The sequence below is a fragment of the Leifsonia sp. GW821-FHT13C05 genome (assembly GCF_058806515.1).
On record NZ_JBXAPT010000010.1, the window covers coordinates 73,913 to 96,265 of the forward strand.

Genomic DNA, 22,353 nt, shown 5'->3' on the forward strand with positions numbered 1-22,353 from the left:
AAGACCAGGTGTCCTCCCGAAGGGGCATCCGGTTGGTCGTCACCTGTTCCCGGAGGTCGAAACCATGCCGAAAGCGCTCTTCAGCGCCCGACGAGCCCTCTCTACCCGTTCTGACGGCGAACTCGTCGAGCTCAGCCGTTCTGGCAATCGCGACGCGTATGCCGAGCTGTGGCGACGCCACGCGTCGGCGGGTCTCGCGGTCGCGCGCTCGCACAGCCCGACACTCGACGCGGACGATCTCGTCTCCGAGTCCTTCGCCCGCATCTTCAAGACGATCGCAGCGGGCGGCGGCCCGACGTCGGGCTTCCGGCCGTACCTGTTCACGACGATCAGGAACACGGCAGCGGGTTGGGGACGCGCGCGCCGCGAGGTGGCGGTCGACGACGCCGACCTCATCGAGGACCCCCGCTTCAGCGAGGAAGCCCAATTGGATGCGCTCAACGGCACGCTCGCGATGTCCGCGTTCCGAACCCTCTCCCCAGAATGGCAAGAGGTTCTCTGGTACACCGAGGTCGAGGGGCTGGCGCCGAGAGAACTCGCCCCGCTTCTCGGCCTGAGCGCGAACTCGGCCGCCGCGCTCGCATACCGCGCCCGCGAGGGCCTCCGCCAGGCCTGGATCCAGGCCCACCTCGCTTCGGTCCCCGCCGACTCCGAGTGCCGCTGGACCATCGACCACCTCGGTGCATACCTCCGCGGCAAGGCGCAGAAGCGCACGCGCACCCGCATCGACGCGCACCTCGACACGTGCGCCGAGTGCAGCCTCGCGGCAGCCGAAGCCACAGACGCCAGCCGCCAGGTCGGCCTCATCCTGCTGCCCCTGACCGCCGGGATCGGCGGGGCCATCGCGTACACGGCGTGGCTCTCCACGGGCGGCGGCGTCGGTGCCGCCTCCGCGGCGACGGCGGCGACGCTGGGGGGTGCCAGTAGTGCTGGTAGCGCAAACACCGCCGGCGCGGCCAGCGCGGGAGCCGCATCCGGTCTTCCCGTGCTCGTCGGAGCGGGCCTCGTGCTCTGTGCGGTGGCGGTGGCAGGCTTCGCGCTCACTTCGACGATCTCCTCGACGCCGAGCGACCAGGAGGTCGCGGCGGCGTCCGGTCCCTCCCAGCCCGATGTGCCGCCCGCGACGGCGACGGTGCCCGCACCACCGACACGCCCGGTCGTGCCTGCGCCCACGGTTGCACCCGTCGAGCCGCCCGCGGTGGACCAGGCGGCCACGCCAGGTGTCGCAGCGTCAACGCCAGGTGTCGCAGCGTCAACGCCGCAGGCCGGGGGACAGCCGCGCCCCGCGAGCGTTCCGACCGCGCCCGCAAAGCCGAAGCCGACCCCAACCCCCACCCCGACGACCTCGCCGACGACGCCTGCCACTCCCGTGCCGGATGCGCCGGTGATCCTGTCGCCGTCCCCCAGCGCTCCGGTGCTCACCGACGCCGACGTCATCACGGTCTCGGGCACCGCCCTTCCCGGCTCATCGGTGACCGCCACCGTCGACCGCAGCGTCTTCTCCACCTTCCCGGCGGATGCCACGGGTTCGTGGACGATCCGTATTCCTCTCGCGGCATACGCCGATGGGCGGCACGCTCTGACCTTCGTGCAGAAGACGGCGCAGGGCACGTCGGCCGCCTCGTCGCTGAACGTCGCGATCGACCGGACACCCGCTGCGCCGGTCGTCACCGCAGTGGACACGGCGGACGGACGGTACTTCCCGATCCTCAGCGGCACGGCCCAGCCGGGAGCAGCCGTGGCGATCTCCGGGCCGGGTGGGGTGGGTCCGGTCAGCGTCGCCGCCGATGCGACCGGCGCGTGGACATCGCCACCGGTCACCGGTCTCGCCGCAGGCACGAGCACCCTCACGGTCAGGCAGACGGACCAGGCCCGTCGACAGTCGGCATCGTCGACGGTCGATGTGCAGTTGGTCGCGCCCGCGCTCTCGGTCGATTGCTCCTGGTGGCCCGACCACGGTCCTGCCGTCACGGCCACCGCGACGGGCATCCCCGGCGCCGACATCGAACTGCGAGTGTGGGGCGGCACCGGCTGGACCGCCGCCGCGCTCGACGCCGACGGCCGCTGGTCGGATCGGCACCTGTGGCTGCCGCTGCACGGCTACTTCCTCGGAGAGGTGAGGTACGCGGGCGACGGACGCGTCGGACCGGCGGCGGAGGCCCACGCGGCCGACTGACCGGCAGTCGCCGCAACGAGCGGCCTCAGCGGAGTGCCCGCTGCGCCACACCACCACACCACGCGACGCGGGACGGCTGGGATGGGGACCAGCCGCCCCGCGGCTCAGGGCCTCAGCGGCGGGTGGCCGAGCGGCGGACGCGACGGAGGACGAGGATCCCGAGCCCGGCGGCGACGGCCATTGCTGCCGTGATCCCGAGCATCCCGGCCCCGGTCGTGTCGCTTCCGGTGTGCGCGAGAGTGGCGCTCGGGGATGCGGGGCTCCCTGCCACAGGCGCCGCGCCGGACGCCGGGGACGCCGGGGTCGTCGGCGGCACGACCGCCGTCGGCGTCGGCGTGGGTGTCGGCGTCGAGGTCGGCGGCGCGGTTGCGTAGTCGTTCGTGATCGTGACGAGGATCGTCGTGGGGGAGTCCTGCGTCACCGCGATGTCGCCCGTGGGGGCGTATGCGACCGAGGTGGCGCCGCGGCTGTCCGTCTCGGTGACCGTGCACTGCGCGCCCACCGGGATGCCGGGGAACGTCTTCGTCTGGCCGGCGGCGATCGCGGCGGTGGCCGGGTATCCGCTGACGGGGGAGCCGCCGGACGTGCAGGTCACCGTCACAGGGAAGGTGCCGGAGGGTGCGACGCCGTCGCCGGTGACCTGCTTGGTGACCGCGATGGCGCGGAGCGTGATCCCGGACGCTGCGCCGCCCGCTGTGACGTAGTCGACGCTGGCCTGCGCGTCGCCGAGACTGCGGCCGCTGGCCGTGTTCGCGAACGTCGTGCCGTCCGGGATGCCGGCCGGGACGTCGAGCCGGTAGTAGATGGTGTAGACGCTGGCCGGGTCCGGCTGGTGCACGGTCAGGGCGAACGACGCGGCTGCGGGCGTGAACGAGAAGGTGCCTGCGCCGGTACCTTCTGTGAGCTTGGTCGCCGATGCGCCCCAGTCGCCGTTGTTCCAGCCGGCGATCGGCACCCGGTATACCTCGAGCGAGCCGGGGTGCAGCGCGAGGCGGCCGTCGTAGGTGTCCGTCAGCTCGACCTCCGATCCTCCGTTCGTGAGAAGAGCGCCCGGCACGTTGGCGTTCCAGCCGAGCGTGCCGTCGGTGTTCTGCCAGCCGCCCTTGGTGAGTGTCGTCGGCGCCGGCCAGCCGCCGCCTCCGGTGCCCGGCTGGATGCCGCCGCCCGGCAGCGGGACCGTGATCGTCGCCGTCGACCCAGCACTGAACAACACGTCGCCGGTCGCGGCCGACGCAGCGGTGGCGTAGAAGTAGAGCGAACCGGCGATCCCGGAGTGGGTGGCGGCGTACGCGCCGACGGTGCAGGTGACGCTTGTCGAGACGACCGCGCAGCTGCCGACGTCCGCGCCGGTCGAGTCTCGCAGTTCGAACTGCGACGAATAGCCGCTCACCGGTGACGGGAACGAGAGAGTGAAGGTGTCGCCCGGCTGCGCGCCGGACGGCAACGCCCACTGAGCGTCGACGCGGAACCGCTGCCCCACGGTCAACGGGGTGTCCGGATGCGCGGGATCGGGTGCCTGGATGGTCACGGCGGTGACCGCATCCACCGGCGCGGCCGAAGCGGCCTGGGCGGGTGCGAGCACGAGCGCCGTCGCACCGAGGGCGGCGACGGCGGCGACGGCCGCGAGCGCCGCGGAGGTATGAGCGATGGAAACGCGCGACCGTCGGTTCGCGCGCTGGAACAGCAAGGGAAGCATTTCGGGACTCCAACTCGGGTACGAGAGCCCTGGAGAACGCGGCTCTCGACCTCAGTGAGTTGAAGAATCGTCAATTATGACGGGCCGCCGCCAGCGTTGCGACGGCCCGGAAACACCACCCGGCGAAGCAGTCCCGCCGCTACGCTCCCGCCAGCGCGTCGCCGACGATCCGCTTCGCTTCCTCCTGCACCTCGCGCAGGTTGTCGGAGCCGGCGAACGACTCGGCGTAGATCTTGTAGACGTTCTCGGTGCCGCTCGGCCGCGCGGCGAACCAGGCCGTCGCCGTCTCGACCTTGACGCCACCGAGGGCTGCATCGTTGCCGGGGGCGCGGCTGAGCTTGGCCGTGATCGGCTCGCCCGCCAGCTCGGTGGCCGTGATGGCTTCGCCGTCGAGCTTGGAGAGGGCGGACTTCTCGGCGGGGCTGGCTGGAGCATCCACTCGTTCGTAGACGGGGTCGCCGAACTTCTCGGTGAGCTCCGCGTAGAGCTGGGAGGGGGTCTTGCCGGTCACCGCGCGGATCTCGCTGGCGAGCAGCGCGAGGAGGATGCCGTCTTTGTCCGTGGTCCAGACCGAGCCGTCGAAGCGGAGGAAGCTCGCTCCCGCGCTCTCCTCTCCGCCGAAGCCGACCGAGCCGTCGATGAGGCCGGGCACGAACCACTTGAAGCCCACCGGCACCTCCCACAGCCGGCGGCCGAGCGACTCAGCCACCTTGTCGATGATGGAGGAGGAGACGAGGGTCTTTCCGACCGCTGCGTCTTTCCGCCACTCGGTACGCGTGCGATAGAGATAGTCGATGGCCACCGCGAGGTAGTGGTTGGGGTTCATCAGGCCGCCGTCCGGCGTGACGATGCCGTGCCGGTCGGCGTCGGCGTCGTTGCCGGTGAGGATGTCGTAGTCGTCTTTGTGCGCGAGCACCGACGCCATCGCCGACGGGCTGGACGGGTCCATCCTGATCTTGGAGTCCCAGTCGAGCGTCATGAAGCTCCAGGTGGGGTCGACCGTGGGGTTCACGACCGTGAGGTCGAGGCCGTACCGTTCCGCGATGGCTGCCCAGTAGTTGACGCTCGCGCCGCCGAGCGGGTCTGCGCCGATGTGGATGCCGCTGTCGCGGATGGCCTTCACGTCGATGATGTTCTCGAGGTCGTCGACGTACGTTCCGCGGAAGTCGTACGTCTCCACCGCGCTCGGCTCGCTCATCCGGACGCCGCGGAGGTCGTCGGCGATCAGCTCGTTGGCGCGGTTGGCGATCCAGCTCGTGGCGTCTGTGTCTGCCGGGCCGCCGTGCGGCGGGTTGTACTTGAAGCCGCCGTCGGCCGGCGGGTTGTGGCTCGGGGTGACCACGATGCCGTCTGCCTGGTCGTCGTGACCGGCGCGGTTGTAGCGCAGGATCGCGTGCGACAGGGCGGGCGTGGGCACCCAGTCGTCGAACTCGTCGACCAGCACGCGCACCTCGTTGCCGACCAGGACCGCGAGAGCGGTGGTCATCGCGTACTCGCTCAGCGCGTGCGTGTCCGCGCCGAGGAACAGCGGTCCGGTGATGCCCTGCGACGCCCGGTACTCCACGATCGCCTGCGTGGTGGCGGCGATGTGGTTCTCGTTGAACGCCGTGTTCAGCGAACTGCCGCGGTGACCGGACGTGCCGAACACCACTCTCTGCTCCGGGATGCTCACATTCGGCTTGAGGTCGTAGTACGCGCGCCGCAGAGCGTCGATGTCGACCAGGTCGGAGGCTTGGGCTGGGGTGCCGGCTCGTTCGTTCATGGCTCCATACTTCCACTCGGGATGCGCCGCGCCAGAGGGTTACGTCAGGTTGTGGAGAACTTCATCCTGTGCAGAGGCGGTTGGCTAAGCTGATCGCCATGCCTGAAGCCGCCGAGCCCACCGCCGAACTGCCCGCGTCCGTCGACGAGGTCTACAGCTTCCTGGGCCCGTCCGGCACGTTCACCGAGGCGGCGCTCGCGCAGGTCCCCGAAGCGCGCGGCAAGCACTGGCGCTCGGTCAACAACGTGGGGGAGGCGCTCGCCGACGTGGTGTCCGGCCGCAGCGTCGCAGCGATGATAGCGATCGAGAACTCGATCGAGGGCGGCGTCTCCGTCGCTCAGGATGCGCTGGCCACCGTGCCCGGCCTCCGCATCGTCGGCGAGTACCTCGTGCCGGTCAACTTCGTGCTCGTGGCCCGCCCGGGAACGACGCTCGCCGACGTGAAGACGATCAACGCGCATCCCGTGGCGTACGCGCAGTGCCACCTGTGGCTCGACGAGCACCTGCCGGAGCACGGTCACCTGCCGGCGTCCAGCAACGTCGCCGCGGCCGCCTCACTCTTCGAGGGCAGCACGGCGGATGCCGCCATTGCGCCTCCGGGCATCGTCGACCACCACGACGTCGAGGTGCTCGCCGAGAACATCGGCGACAACCCGAACGCGGTCACCCGCTTCGTCCTCGTCAGCACGGAGCGCAGCGTCCCGGCGCCGACCGGCGCGGACAAGACCAGCCTCATCGCCGAACTCCCCGACGACCGCCCGGGCTCCCTGCTCGACCTGCTCGAACAGTTCTCCACCAGGGGCATCAACCTGAGCCTCATCGAGTCGCGGCCGATCGGCGACGCCCTCGGTCGCTACCGCTTCGTGATCGACGCCGACGGCCACATCCACGACGAGCGGGTGGCGGATGCGCTGCTCGGCCTGCGCAGGTTCAGCCCGGCCGTGATCTTCCTCGGCTCGTACCCGCGTGCGGACAAGGTCTCCGTAGACTACGACCGCCGATACCGCGACGAGGTGTTCACCGAGGCGCGCGACTGGCTGGCGTCGCTCACGGCGCCCAGGGACACCGACGCCGGCGCCGGCCACCAGGGGTAGGCTGCGAGCCAGAACCGTTCCGAGTCCCGAGCGAGGAGCACACGATGGCCGTGGACGAAGCGAACCGCGAGACCGCCGACCGCGGCGATTTCGACCCGCGCTACGACCCGGCCTTCCAGCGCGGGTACCAGCCCAAGCCGGGGGAGCGACCCGCCACCAGGATGCGGGATGCGGCTGCGACCGCCGCGTTCCAGCGCCCTGCACCGCGGGCGGTGGACCCGGTGGAGCGGGCGGATCGGGCCGATCGGGCCGAACCTTCCGCGGACGCTGAGTACGACGTCGTGGAGGCGGAGGCGGAGCCATACGCGCCCCCGACCGGCGCGGCCCCCACTCCGGCCGCGGCCCCCGCCCTCACCGCCGCTCCAGCCCTCGCGTATCCCGCCCGCGGCGGCGTCCTCGCCACCGTCGACTTCTCCCCCCGCCGCAACCGCGCCGTCCTCACCCTCTGGCTGGTCGGCGGCGGCCTGGTGGCGCTCGGCATCCTGCTCTACGTGATGTCGGTCTTCACCTCGTACACCAACCCCACGTCGGGCGCCGATGTCACCGGACTCGTCTTCAGCCAGCTGGGCTGGATGCTCGCCGGCCCGCTGATCACCGTCGGCCTCGCGACCCTTGTGGTGTTGCTCGCGCTGACCCTGCTCTCCGGGCGGCCTGCGCTTGAGCCTGTCGCTGAGGCGACGCACGGACCGGAACAGTCGGACTGATCGGCTCGAGTCGCCTCCTGGTGAGGCGGCCCCCGCGTTCCTTATAGATGCAATAACAACATTGCCGCGGACGCGGGCAGACCGTACCTTCTTTGAAAGGCCAGGTTCCAGATACAAAATGTATCATCTGGCGTTTGGATTCAAAGGAGTTCCGATGTCAATCACTCTCGACCGCCAGCAGGTCTCCCTCTCCAGAACGCGAGAGGCGGTCTTCGAACTGGCCTCGCGCGTTGCGACGAGCGATCCGCTGGGCGCGCTGGCGTCGCGGCGGGCAGCGCTCGCCGAACGGCGCGCCGGTGGCGTAGCGAACGGGGTGGCGCCGGTCGTGGCGTTCATCGTCCTTGTCGCCGTGCTCGCGTTGCTCGCTGCTGCCATCAGCATCGCCGTTCTCATCTTCTGCTCGCAGAAGGGCATGAATTTCGAGTGGTACGTCCACACCAGCTGGTTCGAAGTGAAGGTCGCCTGCAAGAAATGACAGTTCTCGGTGATCAGCTGAGTTCCGCGCCGTCGTCCACCAAGCGCGGCGCCCTCGTGGCTGGTGCGATCGGTCTGGTGACCGGGCTCGTCGTGGGTGCCGTCGGCACCGCGATCGCGGTCGGCTGGGCGATCTTCAACGCTGTCGACTCCCAGGCGTCGGCACACGTGCCGCTGGTGATCGACGTCGCCGTGGTCGATGGCACCGTGCGCGCGGAGTCGGGGGACGGTCTTGTCGTTCCCGCGTTGGTGTGTGCCGTGGTGGGGGCATCGATCGGTGTCGCGATCTGGGCACTTCGACGTCGTCGATGATGGCTCAGCCGTGATGGTTCAGCCGCGGGCGTTCCGGCTCGCGGTCAGCGCGTCGTGGCGGTTCAGTCTGCTCTGCCTGGCGACGCTGGCCATCGTGGGCGGACCGGGCATCGTGCTCCTCGGCGCGATGTTCGGACCGCCCGTGGCGTACAGCGGTTTCGCGTCGATCGTGCTCTTTCCTCTGTCGATCCTCGTGCACGAGTACGGTCATGCGCTACCCGCCATACGGTCGATCAGACTGCTCCACTCGCGAAGCGGGACCGACCGCGTCGAAGCGCACGGCGACTGGTTCTCCGCCGAGATCCGGCGACCGCGTTTCGCCCCGCGCAGGGATGCGCTCATCACGATGTGTGGGCCGGCGGCCGGAGCATCCGTCGGCGTGATCGTCATCGGAATTGCCTTGCTCTGCATCGAGGAGCCGAACCCGCTCGCACTGCTCTTCTCTGTCCCCTTTGTCAGCCACCTTGCGGCGCTCACCCCATTCAGCAAGGACGGGCGTGCCCTTCTGGACGCGTTCCAACGGAAGGAAAACACATGAGCAGCCACCCGGGCCTGATCGTCCGTGACCTGGTCGTGGGCTACGGCCGTCGACCGGCCGTGCTGAACGGCATCGATGCAGACATCGAGCCGGGCACGATGGTGTCCATGCTCGGGCCGAACGGCTCGGGCAAATCGACCCTCCTGCACGCGCTCCTCGGCCTCATTCCCGTGCGACAGGGAAGCGTGCGGCTGCGAGGTGAGCCGCTCACGGCGGTCCAGCGCACGCACGTCGGGTTCTGTGCAGACGATCTTCCGCTGCCGAGCCTGCTCACCGGCCGCGAGTTCCTGCGCTTCTCAGCCGTTGCGCGCGAAGTCGAACTCTCCGACGGCGATGTGGCGAACCTGTTCGAAGCAACGAACATGGCCGGTTCGGAGACCCGGTTGATCCGCGAGTACAGCCACGGGATGAAGCGCAAGCTGATGCTGCTCGCCAACATCCTGCACTCACCGAGCCTCCTGATCCTCGACGAACCATTCCGGGGCCTCGACCCGGAAGCGCAGGTGGTGATGCGCACCGTCCTGAATGCGGCTGCCGAGCGGGGAAGCATCGTTCTCATTTCGACGCACGACCTTGCGGTCGCGGCGCGGATCAGCGACAACGTTCTGGTTCTCGACCGAGGACGTATCCGATTCCTGGGCGCGTTCAGCGAGAGCGCGACAGGTTCTGCCGACCTCGCCGACACCTTCGCGGGCATCGTCAATTCGGACGACCGGCACGCGATGAGATCCGAGCAGCTGTTCAGCACCCTCGACGGCATCCGGACGCGCCGATGACCGTTCTCCCGATCCTTGCTCGCGCGCACGTCGCGTCGACGCGCAATCACCTCACGGCCCAACTCGGCGGCGTCGTTCAGCGCAACGTCGTCCTGGCGGTGGGCGCGATCCTGCTCCTCGCCTACAACACCGGCGTGTACGTATGGAGTTCCAGCCTGCTGGGCGGCCTGATCGACGATCCGGCGGCGGCAGCGACCATCGTGCCGGTGCTGCCGATCATCCTCACGCTGCCCGCGTACGGCATTGCTTTGATCCTCACGATGCTCCTGCCCGTCGAGTCCCCGCTCGCCTTGCAGGCGAGGCTGCTGGGTGCCTCGCGCTGGTACTGCGCCGTGTCCGAGTTCCTCCCCATCGCCGGCGCCGTCGCTGTCGCCGCCGCCCTCGGGCTGAGCGGATCGTTCGTGTTTCCGGCCGGCATCAGCGCGGTTCCCGTCGCGACGTTCCTCTCGCTCATGCTTCTCGCTGTCGCCTTCGGCTTCCTGTGCCAGGTCGTCACCCTTGCTGTCGAGCGCGTTCTCGGACTTCTCCGGGTGCCGCCGCGCGAGCGACGGTTGTGGGGGGTCATCGTCGCAGCGCTCGGGATGTCCTTCGTCGCTGTCGACCTCGTCCGATGGGCGGCCGACGGTGGCCGTCCCCGCGGGTTCTCCCTGGTGGCGTCCATCACCGGTTGGTGGGGTGGGATGCTGCCTCAGAGCTGGCTCGCTGTGCTGGCCCTGGCGGGGCTGTCCACACTGCTGCTGGTGCTCGGGGCCGCTCTGAGCTCGTCGGACCCGGCGGGAGGCTATTTGCGTGCGGGCACCGTCGCCGTGCGGGTTCCGGTTCTGCGTTCGTTCGGCGGCCAGCTCGTCGCCACGGAGCTGGCGACGTGGATGCGCGACTCCACATCGCGTGTCTCGTTCGGCGCCATGATCGCCATCGATGCCGGGCTGGTCGTCGCAGCGCGGAGTCACATGCTCGATCCGGGCATCGTGCTCCTGTTTCTCGTCCTGGTCTCTGCGACCGGGGGAGAACTGATCATCGGGCGCTCACGCGACATCAACTGGACGCTGCGTGCGATCGGGATGCGCGACGCGTCCGTCCTCTGGTTACGCGTCGGTGTCGTCGGTGTCGCGTTGACCGCCGTCTTCACGGCGGCCATGTTCGCCACCGGGCTCATCGACAACGATCCGATGCGCATCGCGGAGGCGTATTCGCTGTTCTTCGCGATCTTCGCGATCGCCACGCTGGCCGGCGCGGTGATCCCGTTCGACGAGCGGGCGGCGCTCGGGATGTTCGCGACCTCGGCGCTCTCGATCGTTCTGGAGATCGTCGTCATCGTCATGGTCACCACGATTCTGCAACTCACCGGATTCCCGCTCGTCGCTGCGGATCTGACAGTGGCGGCCGTGTGCGGGGCGTTTACCTGGGCGGCGTTCGCGCGCAGTAGATCGGCGGGTCCGTAAGGGTCCGGGCAGTTCCCCGAGGAGACGTGAACCCTCAGGCGGGCACCCGCACGCGCAGCGCGCCGGGGTCGACCGTCAGCCCCACCGCGACCACGTCGCCGAAGCCGTCGCCGTCGAGTTCGAACGGCTCGGGCCGCTCGACCGTCAGCCGCACGGACTCGCCGCGCAGGTAGGTCAGCTCGGTGCGGATCGCCCGGTCGGTGAACCGGATGATCTTCCTGCCGACGGCGCTGCGGCGCAGCACCCGGTTCTCCCAGCTGACCTTGCGCCAGATCAGCAGCCAGCCGAACAGCGAGCGGGGCTGCAGCACCGCGATGTCGAGCACGCCGTCGTCGACCGACGCATCCGGGATCAGCTCGATGTTCCCGGGCAGGCTGCCGCAGTTGGCCACCAGGATCGTGCTCACCTGCGCCGTGCGGGTCGTCCCGGCGTCGAGCGTGTAGTGCACGCGCACCTTCTGAGCTTTCGGGAGGGCACGGAAGCCCGCATCCACGTATGCCAGCCAGCCGAGGCGGCGTTTCAGCCGGGGGCGGGTGTTGGCGATCATGGTGGCGTCGATGCCGAGGCCGGCCATGACCAGGAACGCGTGCTCGTGGATGCCGCCGTCCTTCGCCGTGATGGAGGCGATGCCCAGGTCGATCTGCCGGGTGGCCCCGCCGAAGGCGACGGTGCAGGCGTCGTCGAGCCGCGCGAACGGCACGCCGACGTTGCGGGCGAGCAGGTTTCCCGTGCCGGAGGGGACGATCGCGAGGTCGGCGTCCCTGTCGCGGAGGGCTTCCGCGACGGCGCGCACCGTTCCGTCTCCGCCCGCGGCCAGGATGAGCGTCGCTCCGGCGGCCAGCGCATCCCTGGTCTGCTGCTGACCGGCTCCGCCCGCGCCCGCGCCGTCGTCGGCCGTCGTCTCGAACCAGAGGATGTCCCGCACCCCTGCGCTCGCCGCCGCCGTCGCGACCGCCGCCTTCAGCCGCGTGATGTCGACTTTGATCGGGTTGTAGACGACGGCGGCCGTCGTCGCCGCCCCCGCTCGCCGATCGTTCACGAAGCTCACGCTACCTGTTTCCACAGGGAACGCCCGGACCGGGCGCCGTCGCCTCGATAAGCTGAACCCGTGATCGATCCAGTTCTTCTCCGTGAGCACCCCGACGTCATCAAGCGTTCGCAGGAGGCCAGGGGCGACTCCGTCGAGGTCGTCGACGAGGCGCTGCAGGCCGACAAGGAGCGCCGCGCGGCCATCTCCGCCTTCGAGGAGCTGCGCGCGGAGCAGAACGCCTTCGGCAAGAAGGTGGCCGCTGCTCCCAAGGAGGAGAAGAAGGAACTGGTCGCGCAGGCGCAGAGCCTCGCCGGCAGGGTCAAGGAGGCGCAGGCGGCGGCGAACGACGCCGAGAAGCGCTTCGACGATGTGCTCCGCCGCATCGGCAACCCGATCATCGATGGCGTCCCGTCCGGTGGGGAAGACGACTACGTGCTCGTCAAGACCGTCGGCGAGAAGCCCACCTTCGACTTCGAGCCTCGCGACCACCTGGAGCTCGGCGAACTCCTCGGCGCCATCGACATGACCCGCGGCGCGAAGGTGTCCGGCGCACGATTCACCTACCTGCGCGGCATCGGTGCGCGCCTCGAACTCGCCATCATGAACATGGCGCTCGACAAGGCGCTCGCCGCCGGATTCATCCCGATGATCACCCCGACGCTGGTCAAGCCGGAGATCATGCAGGGCACCGGCTTCCTCGGCGCTCACGCGGACGAGATCTACTACCTGCCGGCCGACGACCTCTACCTCACCGGCACCAGCGAAGTCGCCCTGGCCGGATACCATTCCGACGAGATCCTGGATGTGACGGAGCCGTTGCGCTACGCCGGATGGTCCACCTGCTACCGCCGTGAGGCGGGTTCGGCGGGCAAGGACACCCGCGGTATCATCCGGGTGCACCAGTTCAACAAGCTGGAGATGTTCGTCTACACGCTCCCCGAGGAGGCGGAGGCGGAGCACGCGCGTCTGCTGCAGTACCAGGAGGAGATGCTGCAGGCCCTCGGCCTCAGCTACCGCGTGATCGACACCGCGGCGGGCGACCTGGGTTCGAGCGCCGCCCGCAAGTTCGACGTCGAGGCGTGGGTGCCGACTCAGGATGCGTACCGCGAGCTGACCTCCACCTCCAACTGCACCACGTTCCAGGCCCGCCGCCTCGACATCCGCTACCGCACGGAGAGCGGCAAGACCACGCCGGTCGCCACGCTGAACGGCACGCTGGCGACCACGCGCTGGATCGTCGCCATCCTCGAGACCCACCAGCAGGAGGACGGCTCGGTGATCGTGCCCGAGGCGCTCCGCCCGTACCTGGGCGGCCTCGAGGTCCTGGAACCGATCGCCCGGTGAGCGCCGCTGACACCGCCACCGACCGCCAGGACGACGGCCGTCTGCTGATCGCGCTCGACGTCGACGGAACGCTGATCCACGAGGACGAGACGATCGGCGCCGCCGTCCTGGATGCGGTCGCCCGCGTCCGCGACGCCGGTCACGAGGTCATGCTCGCCACCGGCCGCAGCTGGGAGACCGCGAGGGGCATCCACCAGAAGTTTGGGCTGACCAGCGAATACGTCGTATGCGCGAACGGCGCGCTCACGATGAAGCGCGACGAAACCCACGAAGACGGTTACCGCCGCGAGTTCGTGGAGGTGTTCGACCCGACCGAGGTGCTCGAGACCATCCGGCCGTATCTGCCGAGCGGCAGCTTCATGGTCGAGGACGCTGCAGGGTTCCGCCGGTACACCGAGGGCATGACCGACTGGGAGCTGGTGAACGCGGTGCAGGTCTCCTTCGAGGAGCTGACCGAGCATCCCGCCACCCGCGTCGTCGTCGTCTCTCCGCAGCACGACGAGGACGAGTTCCTCGACATCGTGGAGCGGATGGGGTTGCACAAGGTCAGCTACGCCATCGGCTGGACGGCGTGGCTCGACATCGCGCCAGACGGCGTCAATAAGGCGACGGCGCTGGAGCGCGTCCGGCAGCAGCTGGGCATCCCGCGGGCGCGGGTGGTGGCGGTCGGCGACGGCAGGAACGACATCGACATGCTCACCTGGGCGGCGGACGAGGGGCTCGGCGTGGCCATGGGCCAGGCGCCGGACGAGGTCAAAGCGGTGGCCAACCGGGTCACCGAGCCGGTCGTCGAGGACGGCCTGGCGCGCGTGCTCGACAGCCTCTGATCAGCATTTCCGGCGTGGCTGTCCAGAAGTTTGCCAGGGTGATCTGCAACTCTGGAGGGTAGTGCTCACCGGGTTTTCGGTGCGCGAATCCCGAAAACCCGGAAGGAAGTGAATGAGCGAGTTGCCCACCCGCGCCCAGGCGCGTGCGAAAGAAGTATCGGCCGGTCCGAGCATCGCACGCCACGGTCGGCTCAAGCAGCGTCACCCGTTCCGCTTCCTCCTCGGGATGCTCGCAGCCGTGCTCGCCGTCGTCGGCGTGAGCACCGCATCCGTCGCCGCATACGCCGTGTGGGATGTGGCGAGCGGCCTCAAGCAATCGGTCAAGCTGGTCGACGCGAAGGGCAAGGAGGTCGTGCCGCAGGTCGGTGCGATGAACGGCGCGTTCAACGTGCTCCTCGCCGGTAGTGACAGCGGTGGCGGCAATGCAGCATACGGCGACCGCGGCGAGGTCCTCAACGACGTGACGATGCTGCTGCACGTCTCGGCGGACCACAAGACAGCGACGGTCATCAGCTTCCCACGCGACATGTACGTCTCCATCCCGTCCTGCCCGGACCCCAAGGGCGGCAGTTTCGACGCGATGAGCAGGCAGAAGATCAACAACACCCTCAGCTACGGCGGCCTCGCCTGCACGGTGCTCACCGTGCAGAAGCTGACCGGCCTCGACATCCCGTACGCGGGCGTCATCGAGTTCGACGGCGTGATCGAGATGTCCAACGCGGTCGGCGGCGTGCCCGTCTGTGTCGCCGGCGACATCAACGACCCGTACACGGGCCTGGATGTAAAGGCCGGCCAGAACACGCTCGAAGGCTCCCAGGCCCTCGCGTTCCTCCGCACCCGCCACGGCGTCGGCGACGGCTCCGACCTCGGCCGCATCAGCAACCAGCAGGTCTTCCTCTCGTCGCTCGTGCGAACCATCAAGAGCTCGGACACCCTCTCCAACCCGGTGAAGGTCTACGGCCTGGCGAAGGCGGCCACCACCAACATCGAGCTCTCGGAGAGCCTCAACAACGTGACCACCATCGCCTCGATGGCGGCGGCGCTGAAGAACATCGACCTCAACCAGATGGTGTTCGTGCAGTACCCGAACCACTACGACGGCGACGGCGTCTCCCCGACCACCGATGCGGCGGATGCGCTGCTCACCGCCCTGAAGAACGACCAGCCGATCACGCTCACGGGCGACACGGGCGTCGGCTCCGAGGCCGACCCGAACGCCCCGGCGACGGGCACCCCGGCCGGTGGAACCGCCGCAACGCCTCCGCCGGCGACGGGCACGCCGACCGCTCCGACCAGCGACGCCCCGACGCAGTCGTCCTCCGGCGCCGTCGACCTGCCGTCCGACGTCCACGGTCAGACGGCGAGCCAGTACACCTGCTCCAAGCCCTTCACCGACTGAGAGCGGCAACCGGTTCCGATAGAATCGGGCGACGCCGGTTCACCCCGGCGCCAGGAGGGCTGTCCGAGCGGCCGATGGAGCCAGTCTTGAAAACTGGTGGGCAGAAATGTCTCGTGGGTTCGAATCCCACGCCCTCCGCTTTGCGAAACGCGCCTTGATCCCAGTGATTCACTGGGATCGGAGCTTTGTTCCTTGGCTGTCATCCGCTCGTTTGACAACAGAATGACAACAAACGCTGCAAAAGGTCGGTCGCTGAAGACGTGTCCGTGTGATTTCGGCGACGCTGAATCGGCCCGAGCGGCCGGGTTTATTGTCGACCATCCGTCGACCGTCGCCGTAGATCGTCTTTCCGCCACGCAGACTGTCTCTTGTCGTGTGCGCGACAACCTTGGTGGCGGTGATGCGTCGTCTCACGGGCTAGGCCGGATGGCGGGGGAAGGCTAGACCCTCATGACTCACGGCGGCGACGGGTGCCTAGCTGTGGTCGTGTCGGTGGTAAGCGTCCGGGTAGTGCTCGTGGGTGTGGGTGATCGCTTCGTGCGTGTGCACGTGCTTGTGACGTTCTCCGGGTGCAACCACGACGCCGTCTTCATGTGAGTGCTGGTGGTGTTCGTCGTGGGTGTGCCAGTGGTCGTGGGTGATCGCGTCGTGGGTGTGCTCGTGCTCGTGGCGTTCGGTCAGGTGCAGCCAGACGCCGATCGCCATCAGGACTGCCGCGACCACGACGGGCCAGGTGAGCGGTTCGCCCAGGGTGATGGCGAGGAGCGCGCCGAAGAATGGGGCGATCGAGAAGTACGCGCCGGCGCGGGCCGTGCCGACGTGGCGCATCCCGATGATGAAGAGCACCAGGCTGACGCCGTACGCGAAGAGTCCGATGACCATCGCCGAGGCGATGTTGAACGCGCCGGGAAGCGCGGCACCGAACGCGAACGCGATGATCAGGTTCACCGGCCCGGCGACGCCGCCCTTGATCGCGGCCAGCCAGGTGGCGTCATTCAGGGCGACCTTGCGGGTGAGGTTGTTGTCCAGCCCCCAGCAGAAGCAGGCGCCGAGGATCGCAAGCGACGGCCACGGGCTGCCGAAGTTGGCACCGGACGGGATGCTGAGCACGACGGCGCCGGCGACGATCGCGAGCATGCCGAGAGCGATGCGCCGGTCGAAATTCTCCTTGAACACGAACCACGCCAACGCCGCGGTGAAGACGCCCTCCGCGTTCAGCAAAAGGGAAGCGCCGGATGCGGGCATGTTCGCGAGACCTGCCATGAGTAGAACCGGACCCGCGATGCCACCGAAGAAGATCGCGCCGACCAGGGGCAGGATCTCCGTGCGGGCGATCCTGACGCGCGGCATCCGCCGGATCAGCCGGTACAGGCCGAGACCGATTCCGGCGCCCGTGTAGAGCAGACCCGCGAGCAGCCACGGGCTCACATCGTCGTTGAGCAGGAGTTTCGCGAGCGGGGTTCCTGCACCGAAGAGCACGGCGGCAAGGAGCGCCGCCTGGACGCCGACGTTGCGGAGGCTGCGGAGGATCACGGCGTCACCGGTACCGGCTGGGCGCGGTGGTGCGCGGGCGTGCCGCCGAGCGTGTGCTCGGCCTGGAAGATCGCATCCGTCACGAGCTGGCGGGCGTGCTCGTTCTCGAGCCGGTAGAACACGCGGGTGCCCTCGTCGCGGGTTGCGACGATCCGCGCCAGCCGAAGCTTCGCCAGATGCTGCGACACGGCTGCCGGCGACTTGTCGACGATGTCGGCCAAGTGGTTCACCGACAGCTCACCGTCGCGCAGGGCCAGGATGATCCGCACCCTAGTCGCGTCGGCCAACATGGCGAACACCTCGACAGCGAGCTCCACGTACTGGCTGTCCGGCTCCCTGCCACACACGGCCTTATCTGCATCCATACGCAGATTCTTTCATATTCTCGCTGAGTGCGCGGATTCGGGGGCGGTGCGACTGGTTGGCCAGGAATGCCGAGACAGCTTCGAGCGAAGTAGTGGCGGGGGAACGAAGGGACAATCAAGTGGCGGTACTGGCTGACAAACCATTGACGGAAGGGCTGTTCATCGATGGCTTGCTGAGAACTAATACGGGGCAAACGGCATTTGTCGCTGGTCGCTGGTTCAATCGGCACATGATCGACGTCGGTTGGGTCCTCGAGACGTGGCGCGCTGCCCGCTGGGAGGCGATCGTCATGATTTGGAACGCAATCGTCGCGGACGTGATCGCGTACCCGTGGTTCGCGGTCGTGGTCGCCGCGCTCGTCGTCAGTGCCGGCGCTAAAGGGTTGAGTAAACTAGCGAGATACGTCGGCGGTGCGTACTGGTCTAGTCCTCACTGGGGGCGAACTCTCTGCGAGGTGCGCCCCGCGATCCACGGACCGTCGTGCCGCTCTGTCGAGCGCTTCAGCAACCGCATCGAGGTCGTCGTCAAAAAGGTCTGCGTAGACATCGAGCGTCATCGCCGCGGAAGCATGCCCTAGCATTCGCTGCACAGCCTTCACGTTGGCGCCCGCGCTGACTGCCAAACTGGCGGCGGTATGGCGAAGATCGTGGACGGTCATCGGATCGAGTCCCGCTCGATCGAGCGCGCTTTTGAACCAGGTTCGCTGGCCGCGCGTTGCGCGCTTTACGTGCTCGCCGAATCGACCCGAGAACAGCAGCTCGTTCGGCTGCTTGCCTATTGCCGCCTCCGCAAGGGCGTCGCCGAGGAACGACGGAAATGGCACCGATCTGCGCTTGTGGTTCTTCGGGGTCCCGACGATGGTCTCCGGTCCCACCTCGACAGCGTTCTCCGAGATGGCTAGCCGGCGGCGAGTCAAGTCGACGTCGCGCACGCGCAGGGCGATCACTTCGCCCCAGCGAAGGCCGGTATAGGCGAGCAGGAGCACCAGAACGTCATGCTTGCCGCTGGCGGTCGCGAGATCATGAACTTGCTGGTGGGTAAGGTACCGGTGTGCGCGGGCGACCTTGCGCGGCAGGCGTGAGCCTCGCGCGACGTTGACTGGCACTCGACGGTCTTTGACCGCGACGTCGAGAATGCCGGCGAGGACGCCGAAGGCCCGCAGGACGGTCGTCGCCGACTTGCCGGCGGTCAGCGAGGTCACCCACGCCTGGACATCCGAGTGCCTCACATCACCGACTGGGACCTTTCCCCAGCGGGGCTCGACTTGAAGGCGCCATGCGATCTCAAGGGGCCGGAGTGATGAGGGTTTGAGGTGAGTCTGGTTCGCCAGCCATACTGTGCCGAGCGAAGCGATAGCCACCCGTGCAGCACTCGCGTCGATGTACTCGCCACGTGCCTTGTTGGTCTCGACCGTAGCGAGGTAGAGCTCGGCTTCGCGCTTCGTCTTGAATCCGCGTTTCGTTGTCTGGCGGTGATCCGGGGTTCGGTACATGACGCGATAGCGTCGACCGCCCGCAGCTTCGTACGACAGAACGCTGCCCATTTCGCCCTCCCTCTAAGGTGCTCCTGCTGCTGCGATGCCGGACGAAGTGAGAAGTGCAGCGAGTCGCGCGGCTTCGCGTTCAACGAATTCGATGCGTCTCTCGATATCAGTGTCAGTCGCGAGGTCCGCGTCGCCCGAACTCTTACGGACATCGCGAACAAGGCGAACACGGTCGATCTCCCGACGCAGCGTCCCGAGCTCACGGAGAGTGTTCAACGTGGCGATGTCAGATCGCTCCGAGGCGAGTCTCGGCTGATATGAACTCAGCGGAGTGGCTGAGAGCCAGCAATCGAATTCCGCTGCGGTCATCTCCGCGAAGTCGTCACTGAGGTTGGGGAGGTCGAGGTTCGACTCCGGCGCCCCGATGGGCGCGAGCAGCATGCTGACCGGCACGTTCAGTCCCCGTGCGATGTTCAGGAGCTGGGTCACGCTGATGTCTGCCTTTCTCCCGGACTCGATGTTCTCCAGAACCGCCTGAGTGATATTGCCTCCAGGGATGGCATCGGCCAACTCCCGGGTCGAGCGAAATCCGCGTTCCCTTCGAGCCAGCTTGATGCGAGCACCAATGCCAATCTCTGTTCGAAATTCTGCCATTTCGACAGAATAGCGCCTTTGATCTTGTCAAACGAGAAGCTGCGCGCTATTGTCTATCCAACAATTCAAGAACTCCTAGGTTGTCGAAACGGAGGAGATGAGATGACAGGGGAATTCATTCAGCCAGCTGACGTGGTTGAGCTCACTGGGCTGTCAATCGCAGCACTCGCCCAGCTGCGGTATCACGGCAAGGGGCCGCGCTTCTACAAGCCGACACCGCGCACCGTTCTCTACAAACGAGCGGAGGTGTTGGCATGGCTGGAGGCGAGCGCCCAGACGAGAACCGGGGTGTACGCGTAAACGAGCCGAATCCGTCCACCCCCGGGGTTATTCAGGACTTCGTTGACGGGTATCTCGTACCTGTTGACCCCATGGATGACCTGCAGTGTGAGAGCTGTCAGTAGAACAGCCGGTGCACCCCGGCGCGCCGCCACAGTGCGACCCCTGTTCGGGGGTAGCGTGCGGCACCAAATGGAGCGGCTGATTCTTACCCCAATTGCCGTTACGCCGGACTCGCGATTCGAGTCAGGGCGGCGGTGACGCATCGTGGCTGAGACTCCCGCACTTCAGAGTCGAAGTCGCCGCTCCACCATCAAATCCGAGGGCGCCGCCCCGAACCCAATGACTTCGGCGCTGCTCGGCTCATCCTCTCTCCCTTGCCCAGGTGGGCTTTCGCGTGCCCACGCGCGCTCGGCCGCACCGCTGTTCTAACGGGCCTCACGGCTCGAACCCGGTCCTTCGCATTAGCCACCTCCATGCAAGGAAGGTTGTGATCTCGTGGCTGGAGGAAATCAAGTCGCAGTGGTGGACGATCGTCTCGGAGAACTTCTCCGCACCGTCGACAGCATGCGCTCATTCGTCCGATATCGTCTGTGGGGCCGCCCGAACGATGTGGACGTCGTTCTGCAGATCGTGCGGGAGTCGGTCTGGCACCGCTGTTCCGCATATGACCCGGCGAAAGGGACACCGAACGCGTTCGTGTTCGGGATAACTCGCCATGTCGTCCTGCGCGAACTACAGCGTAAGGCGATCGAGACCGATGAGTTGCCGACGGACATTCAGTCGGGGCGTGACATCGACCCGCTGGATGCCTTGATCGGTCGGTTCGAAGCCAACCGGTGGATGAGCCTGGTCGCCGATTTCGTCGGGCCATCCGACTGGGTCGTGGTGGGTGAATTGGGGCTCACCGACGGTGACGGCGATCGTGTGGCTGAGGCGCACCACCTCTCTGCGCGCGGGCTTCGGACAGTTCGCGAGCGCGTGAGCCAGGCGGCGCACACCGTACGCGCTGCACTCGCGGCGGCCGACGCAGGCCTCCCGCTCACTGGCTCCGTCGTTGTGGGATGCGTCCCCGAACGGGGCGGCTTCCGTGAGGTCGCGGAAATGATCGATGACGACGCCGAGACGATCGCCGCGACACTGCATATCCACGCCGGATCGGCGAGAGCGCGGATCGCGACGGCGAAACGGCTGATGATGATCGCCCGGGCCGTCCTCGAGCAGGAGGTCTCGGCATGATCACGTCGGGCGCCGCTGCCGCGCACGCGGTCACCCATCCGAAGACAACGCGGAATCTGCTGATCGTTGTCGCTGTCCTTGTCCTCGTCGTCCCCGCGAGCTTGGTCGCTCTGCCGGTCACGATGGTTCTCGCGATGGGCGCCAACGCGTTCGGCGGCGGTGGGGGAGTGTGTGGTGGCTCCGCGCCCACCGTGGCCGCCAGCCAGAGCGTCGACGGGTATGGGCCGGACCAGTTGAAAATCGCCGCGACGATCATCACCGTCGGCCAACAAATGAACATCCCACCGCACGGTCAAACGATCGCGCTGATGGTCGCAATAGGGGAGTCCGGGCTACGGAACCTCGACCACGGCGATGCCGTCGACAACACCACTATTGGGGTCTTCCAGCAAGGCGCCGGCTACGGTACCCGAGCCCAACGAATGGACCCAGCCACTGCTGCAGCCGCGTTCTACACGCGGATGCTCCACCTGCCGGGCTGGCAGACCGCCGCTCCGACCTTGGTCGCCCACGCCGTCCAGATCAACGCAGACCCGAATCACTACGCACCCTTCTGGACTCCCGCCCAACACGTCCTCGCCTCGCTCACCGGGGCAACCGCCGGCGCATGCCAGATCCCGGCGGACGCCCGCGCAGCGGCGGCAGAGCTGGTGCAGGCGATCCAGGCAAAGAAGCTGAACTTCCTCGAGGCCCGGTACCAGCAACAGGTCGTCAACATGGCTCACGGGACCGCGACCCCGGACTGCGTGATCGACGGACACGTCCTTCAGCTGATCGCCGTCGCCGTCCAGTCGTTCCAGCAGGTCGGAATCAGCGATCTCAACCGCCGCTGCACCGGCACAACACCTGGCGTGGGGACCAAATCGGCGCACTGGAAGGGCAAAGCCGTGGATTTCTACGCCCTCAACCGTCGCTCGCTCACCGGTGCGGACGACCTCTCCATCCAATTGATCCACGCGCTGGATCCCTACGCCCCGCACGGGTCAAGTGCCGGTCAAAGCGACTGCCGAGCCCAGTCGGGCGTGGCTCTCGGCCCGCTGATGAACATCACCCACACCTTCGCCGATACCTGCAACCACCAGCACATTCAGGTGCCCTGACCAACCCAACTCACCAATGCGCGCCAAAACCCACCCCGAACCGGAACGTGTAGGTGAAGGCGCAGACGAGAACCGAGGTGACTTGAGATGAACAAGAAGCTGATCGCAATCGGGGCACTCCTGCC

21 protein-coding genes and 1 tRNA gene are annotated in these 22,353 nt (G+C 67.7%); 15 read left to right on the forward strand and 7 right to left on the reverse strand.

What is annotated here, in order from left to right:
• Window positions 1–64 precede the first annotated feature (64 nt).
• Entirely contained in the window at window positions 65–2,176 is a 2,112-nt protein-coding gene (locus AC1ROC_RS19970) for a sigma-70 family RNA polymerase sigma factor (RefSeq protein ID WP_493001927.1), read from the forward strand.
• Window positions 2,177–2,288: 112 nt separating this feature from the next.
• Here AC1ROC_RS19970 and AC1ROC_RS19975 read toward each other — a convergent pair whose 3' ends face one another.
• Together AC1ROC_RS19975 and pgm are read right to left on the reverse strand one after the other, a co-directional pair.
• Window positions 2,289–3,872 carry a DUF5979 domain-containing protein gene (locus AC1ROC_RS19975; protein ID WP_493001928.1) on the reverse strand — a complete coding sequence of 528 codons (1,584 nt, stop codon included), beginning with the start codon at window positions 3,870–3,872 and terminating at the stop codon, window positions 2,289–2,291.
• A gap of 139 nt (window positions 3,873–4,011) precedes the next feature.
• Window positions 4,012–5,634 carry a phosphoglucomutase (alpha-D-glucose-1,6-bisphosphate-dependent) gene (gene pgm / locus AC1ROC_RS19980; protein ID WP_493001929.1) on the reverse strand — a complete coding sequence of 541 codons (1,623 nt, stop codon included), beginning with the start codon at window positions 5,632–5,634 and terminating at the stop codon, window positions 4,012–4,014.
• A 98-nt stretch (window positions 5,635–5,732) separates the two neighbouring features.
• Here pgm and pheA point away from each other — a divergent pair, with 98 nt between their 5' ends.
• From pheA to AC1ROC_RS20015, 7 genes are all read left to right on the forward strand, one after another.
• Window positions 5,733–6,728, forward strand: a complete 996-nt coding sequence (gene pheA / locus AC1ROC_RS19985) for a prephenate dehydratase (protein WP_493001930.1) — start codon at window positions 5,733–5,735, stop codon at window positions 6,726–6,728.
• 44 nt (window positions 6,729–6,772) lie between these two features.
• Window positions 6,773–7,432, forward strand: coding sequence for a hypothetical protein (locus AC1ROC_RS19990; RefSeq protein ID WP_493001931.1), 660 nt, complete (start codon window positions 6,773–6,775; stop codon window positions 7,430–7,432).
• Between the two features lie 154 nt (window positions 7,433–7,586).
• Window positions 7,587–7,907 carry a hypothetical protein gene (locus AC1ROC_RS19995; RefSeq protein ID WP_493001932.1) on the forward strand — a complete coding sequence of 107 codons (321 nt, stop codon included), beginning with the start codon at window positions 7,587–7,589 and terminating at the stop codon, window positions 7,905–7,907.
• On the forward strand, window positions 7,904–8,218 hold the full coding sequence (locus AC1ROC_RS20000; protein ID WP_168688412.1) for a hypothetical protein: 315 nt from the start codon (window positions 7,904–7,906) through the stop codon (window positions 8,216–8,218). Before AC1ROC_RS19995 ends, AC1ROC_RS20000 begins: the two co-directional genes overlap by 4 nt.
• A 10-nt stretch (window positions 8,219–8,228) precedes the next feature.
• Window positions 8,229–8,756, forward strand: a complete 528-nt coding sequence (locus AC1ROC_RS20005; RefSeq protein ID WP_493001933.1) for a zinc metalloprotease — start codon at window positions 8,229–8,231, stop codon at window positions 8,754–8,756.
• Between the two features lie 35 nt (window positions 8,757–8,791).
• Window positions 8,792–9,532, forward strand: coding sequence for an ABC transporter ATP-binding protein (locus AC1ROC_RS20010; protein WP_493001934.1), 741 nt, complete (start codon window positions 8,792–8,794; stop codon window positions 9,530–9,532).
• Window positions 9,529–10,974, forward strand: coding sequence for a hypothetical protein (locus tag AC1ROC_RS20015; RefSeq protein ID WP_493001935.1), 1,446 nt, complete (start codon window positions 9,529–9,531; stop codon window positions 10,972–10,974). Before AC1ROC_RS20010 ends, AC1ROC_RS20015 begins: the two co-directional genes overlap by 4 nt.
• 34 nt (window positions 10,975–11,008) lie before the next feature.
• Here the strand turns inward: AC1ROC_RS20015 and AC1ROC_RS20020 are convergent, their stop codons facing one another.
• Window positions 11,009–12,013, reverse strand: a complete 1,005-nt coding sequence (locus tag AC1ROC_RS20020; protein ID WP_493001936.1) for a diacylglycerol/lipid kinase family protein — start codon at window positions 12,011–12,013, stop codon at window positions 11,009–11,011.
• 69 nt (window positions 12,014–12,082) lie between these two features.
• Here AC1ROC_RS20020 and serS point away from each other — a divergent pair, with 69 nt between their 5' ends.
• From serS to AC1ROC_RS20040, 4 genes are all read left to right on the forward strand, one after another.
• Window positions 12,083–13,348, forward strand: coding sequence for a serine--tRNA ligase (serS, locus tag AC1ROC_RS20025; protein WP_493001937.1), 1,266 nt, complete (start codon window positions 12,083–12,085; stop codon window positions 13,346–13,348).
• Window positions 13,345–14,175 carry an HAD family hydrolase gene (locus AC1ROC_RS20030; protein WP_085369624.1) on the forward strand — a complete coding sequence of 277 codons (831 nt, stop codon included), beginning with the start codon at window positions 13,345–13,347 and terminating at the stop codon, window positions 14,173–14,175. The genes serS and AC1ROC_RS20030 overlap by 4 nt, the downstream gene beginning before the upstream one ends.
• A gap of 112 nt (window positions 14,176–14,287) precedes the next feature.
• A complete protein-coding gene (locus AC1ROC_RS20035; protein ID WP_493001938.1) occupies window positions 14,288–15,574 on the forward strand; it encodes an LCP family protein in 1,287 nt (428 codons plus the stop codon).
• A 53-nt stretch (window positions 15,575–15,627) separates the two neighbouring features.
• Window positions 15,628–15,712 (forward strand) — tRNA-Ser (locus AC1ROC_RS20040).
• A gap of 336 nt (window positions 15,713–16,048) precedes the next feature.
• On the opposite strand, the gene AC1ROC_RS20045 is transcribed toward AC1ROC_RS20040, so the two are convergent.
• The 4 genes from AC1ROC_RS20045 to AC1ROC_RS20060 all read right to left on the reverse strand — a co-directional run bounded on the left by AC1ROC_RS20045 (window position 16,049) and on the right by AC1ROC_RS20060 (window position 19,610).
• The gene (locus tag AC1ROC_RS20045; RefSeq protein ID WP_493001939.1) at window positions 16,049–17,107 is read right to left on the reverse strand and encodes a DMT family transporter; all 1,059 of its coding nucleotides are present in this window, start codon (window positions 17,105–17,107) and stop codon (window positions 16,049–16,051) included.
• Window positions 17,104–17,472 carry an ArsR/SmtB family transcription factor gene (locus AC1ROC_RS20050; protein ID WP_493001940.1) on the reverse strand — a complete coding sequence of 123 codons (369 nt, stop codon included), beginning with the start codon at window positions 17,470–17,472 and terminating at the stop codon, window positions 17,104–17,106. Before AC1ROC_RS20050 ends, AC1ROC_RS20045 begins: the two co-directional genes overlap by 4 nt.
• Before the next feature lie 392 nt (window positions 17,473–17,864).
• Window positions 17,865–19,016, reverse strand: a complete 1,152-nt coding sequence (locus AC1ROC_RS20055) for a site-specific integrase (protein WP_493001941.1) — start codon at window positions 19,014–19,016, stop codon at window positions 17,865–17,867.
• A gap of 12 nt (window positions 19,017–19,028) precedes the next feature.
• Window positions 19,029–19,610 (reverse strand): helix-turn-helix domain-containing protein, encoded by a 582-nt coding sequence (locus AC1ROC_RS20060; protein WP_493001942.1) that lies wholly within the window; start codon window positions 19,608–19,610, stop codon window positions 19,029–19,031.
• Window positions 19,611–19,712: 102 nt separating this feature from the next.
• Between AC1ROC_RS20060 and AC1ROC_RS20065 the strand changes: the two genes are divergently transcribed.
• From AC1ROC_RS20065 to AC1ROC_RS20075, 3 genes are all read left to right on the forward strand, one after another.
• Window positions 19,713–19,910 (forward strand): helix-turn-helix transcriptional regulator, encoded by a 198-nt coding sequence (locus AC1ROC_RS20065; RefSeq protein ID WP_493001943.1) that lies wholly within the window; start codon window positions 19,713–19,715, stop codon window positions 19,908–19,910.
• Between the two features lie 504 nt (window positions 19,911–20,414).
• Complete coding sequence (locus AC1ROC_RS20070) at window positions 20,415–21,128, forward strand: RNA polymerase sigma factor (protein ID WP_493001944.1); 714 nt, start codon at window positions 20,415–20,417, stop codon at window positions 21,126–21,128.
• On the forward strand, window positions 21,125–22,228 hold the full coding sequence (locus AC1ROC_RS20075) for a hypothetical protein (protein WP_493001945.1): 1,104 nt from the start codon (window positions 21,125–21,127) through the stop codon (window positions 22,226–22,228). The genes AC1ROC_RS20070 and AC1ROC_RS20075 overlap by 4 nt, the downstream gene beginning before the upstream one ends.
• The last annotated feature ends 125 nt before the right edge of the window (window positions 22,229–22,353 follow it).

Excerpts from the sequence above, each read along its gene's own strand:
- AC1ROC_RS19970 (WP_493001927.1), top strand. The coding sequence starts at position 65 with ATGCCGAAAGCGCTCTTCAGCGCCCGACGAGCCCTCTCTACCCGTTCT.
- AC1ROC_RS19975 (WP_493001928.1), bottom strand. The coding sequence starts at position 3,872 with ATGCTTCCCTTGCTGTTCCAGCGCGCGAACCGACGGTCGCGCGTTTCC.
- pgm (WP_493001929.1), bottom strand. The coding sequence starts at position 5,634 with ATGAACGAACGAGCCGGCACCCCAGCCCAAGCCTCCGACCTGGTCGAC.
- pheA (WP_493001930.1), top strand. The coding sequence starts at position 5,733 with ATGCCTGAAGCCGCCGAGCCCACCGCCGAACTGCCCGCGTCCGTCGAC.
- AC1ROC_RS19990 (WP_493001931.1), top strand. The coding sequence starts at position 6,773 with ATGGCCGTGGACGAAGCGAACCGCGAGACCGCCGACCGCGGCGATTTC.
- AC1ROC_RS19995 (WP_493001932.1), top strand. The coding sequence starts at position 7,587 with ATGTCAATCACTCTCGACCGCCAGCAGGTCTCCCTCTCCAGAACGCGA.
- AC1ROC_RS20000 (WP_168688412.1), top strand. The coding sequence starts at position 7,904 with ATGACAGTTCTCGGTGATCAGCTGAGTTCCGCGCCGTCGTCCACCAAG.
- AC1ROC_RS20015 (WP_493001935.1), top strand. The coding sequence starts at position 9,529 with ATGACCGTTCTCCCGATCCTTGCTCGCGCGCACGTCGCGTCGACGCGC.
- AC1ROC_RS20035 (WP_493001938.1), top strand. The coding sequence starts at position 14,288 with ATGAGCGAGTTGCCCACCCGCGCCCAGGCGCGTGCGAAAGAAGTATCG.
- AC1ROC_RS20050 (WP_493001940.1), bottom strand. The coding sequence starts at position 17,472 with ATGGATGCAGATAAGGCCGTGTGTGGCAGGGAGCCGGACAGCCAGTAC.
- AC1ROC_RS20055 (WP_493001941.1), bottom strand. The coding sequence starts at position 19,016 with ATGGGCAGCGTTCTGTCGTACGAAGCTGCGGGCGGTCGACGCTATCGC.
- AC1ROC_RS20060 (WP_493001942.1), bottom strand. The coding sequence starts at position 19,610 with ATGGCAGAATTTCGAACAGAGATTGGCATTGGTGCTCGCATCAAGCTG.
- AC1ROC_RS20065 (WP_493001943.1), top strand. The coding sequence starts at position 19,713 with ATGACAGGGGAATTCATTCAGCCAGCTGACGTGGTTGAGCTCACTGGG.
- AC1ROC_RS20075 (WP_493001945.1), top strand. The coding sequence starts at position 21,125 with ATGATCACGTCGGGCGCCGCTGCCGCGCACGCGGTCACCCATCCGAAG.